The organism is Herpetosiphonaceae bacterium, assembly GCA_036374795.1.
Classification (GTDB): domain Bacteria; phylum Chloroflexota; class Chloroflexia; order Chloroflexales; family Kallotenuaceae; genus LB3-1.
The window spans coordinates 1-2,285 of record DASUTC010000227.1 but is presented as its reverse complement, the minus strand read 5'-3'; the positions used below and the strand labels follow the sequence as shown (position 1 = coordinate 2,285).

At 63.7% G+C, this 2,285-nt stretch carries 1 protein-coding gene; it reads left to right on the top strand.

The window, feature by feature from the left end:
• Positions 1-2,285, top strand: a 2,285-nt coding sequence (locus VFZ66_17135; protein HEX6290912.1) for a condensation domain-containing protein, incomplete at both ends; no start/stop codon positions are given.

Below are 2,285 nucleotides of genomic sequence, written 5' to 3'. Positions count from 1 at the left end.
CGGCGACCTCGCGCGCTACCTGGTCGACGGCACGCTCGAATTCGTGGGCCGGAGCGACGATCAGGTCAAGATCCGGGGGTATCGCATCGAACTCGGCGAGGTCGAGGCCGCGCTGACCCAGCACGAGGCCGTCCGTGAGGCGGTCGTCGTGGCGCGCGCCGAAGTGGACGACGCCGAGCGTCGCCTGGTGGCCTATGTCGTGCCGAACATGGATAGCAGCATGGATCTTGGCGATCTGCGCGGGTTCCTGCTGCGCTCGCTACCCGCCTACATGGTGCCCAGCGCCTTTATCATCCTCAACGAACTGCCGCTCACCCGTCACGGCAAGGTCGATCGTAACGCCCTGCCTGCCCCGGAGCAGATGCAATCCGAGCAGGATACGACCTATGTCGCGCCGCGTACTCCGGTAGAAGACGTGCTGGTTAACATTTGGGCCGATGTGCTGCGGCACCAGCGCGTCGGGATTCGCGACAGCTTCTTCGAGCTTGGCGGCCACTCGCTGCTGGCGACGCAGCTTATCTCGCGGGTGCGTGAGACATTTCAGGTTGAATTGCCGCTCCGAACTCTGTTCGAGTCGCCGACGGTCGAAGGTCTTGCTCGACAGGTGATCAGCGCGCGGCAGGATATGGCAGGCGCAATCGCGCCCTCGATCGTGCCTGTCTCACGCGAAAGCGCGCTGCCGCTCTCGTTCGCCCAGCAGCGCCTCTGGTTCCTCAACCAACTAGACCCCGGCAGCTCGGCTGATAACATGCCCGCCGCGCTGCATCTGACGGGATCGCTCGACCGATTGGCGCTGGAGCAGAGTCTCAGCGAGATTGTGCGGCGACATGAGGTGCTACGGACAAGATTTGTTACGGAACAGGGACAGCCGGTGCAGGTGATCGCCCCGACTACGCCTGTGACGCTGACGTTGATCGACCTGCATGATCTGCCGGAGGCGGAGCGCGCAACAATGGTGATGCAGCTCGCCACTGCCGAAGCGCGCCGTCCATTCGATCTTCAGCGCGATTCGCTGCTGCGCGCCACGCTGCTGGTGCTCGGAGCGGATGATTATGTCTTGTTGCTGACGCTCCATCACATCATCGCCGATGGCTGGTCGTGGAGCATCCTATTCCGCGAGCTCACCGCCTGCTACACGGCACAGATGGTAGGCGCGGCGATAGCTCTACCCGAACTACCGATCCAGTATGCCGACTTCGCGTACTGGCAGCGCCAATGGCTGCAAGGCGCGGTGCTTGAGCAGCAGCTTGACTACTGGCGCCAGCAACTTGCCGGTCTGGCCCCGCTCCAGGTGCCGACCGATCACCCGCGTCCGCCCGTGCCTTCTGCTAAAGGAAGTAGCCATAGCTTCATCATCTCGCGATCGTTGACTGATGATCTGATGGCCCTGAGCCATCGCGAAGGTGTCACGCTCTTTATGACGCTGCTGGCGGCGTGGCAGGTGTTGCTCAGCCGCTACAGCGGCCAGAGTGACATCGCGGTCGGCACGCCGATCGCCAACCGCACGCGCGGTGAGATCGAGGACCTGATCGGCTGCTTTATCAATATGTTGGTACTGCGTACCGACCTGGCGGGCGATCCCTCATTCCGCGACGTACTCCAACGGGTACGTGAGGTATCCCTGGGCGCGTATGCGTACCAGGAGGTGCCGTTCGAGGAAGTGGTGGATGCGCTGCAACCGGCGCGTGATCTGAGCCGTCATCCGCTCTTCCAGGTCATGTTCGCGCTTCAGAACGTCTCGATGGCTCTGCCGAGCTTGCCGGGTCTGACTGTAAAACCGCTGTCAGTCGACTTTGGAACGGTTAAGCTCGATCTTAGTCTGTCGATAGCTGAAACCAGCGCCGGCCTCTCTGGAACGCTGGAATACAGCACGGATCTGTTCACAGCGGCGACGATCGCGCGGCTGATCGAGCACTTCACGGTGCTGCTGCATGGCCTGGTGGCCGATCCCAAACAGCGCATTGCCGAGCTGCCGCTGCTGACCGAGGCCGAGCGGCAGATGCTAGACGCATGGAACGCGACGGCGTACGACTATCCGCGCGCGCCGCTGGTCCATGACCTGATCGCGCAGCAGGCGGCGCGCACGCCCACGGCCACCGCGCTAGTCTGGGGCGACGAGCGCCTGACCTACACCGCGCTCGAACGTCGCGCCAATCAGCTCGCGCACCATCTGTGCAGCCTGGGCGTCGGGCCGGAGCGACGGGTGGCGGTCTGTCTCGATCGGTCGCTCGATCTGGTCGTGGCGCTGCTGGCCGTGCTCAAGGCGGGCGGCGCCTACGTCCCGC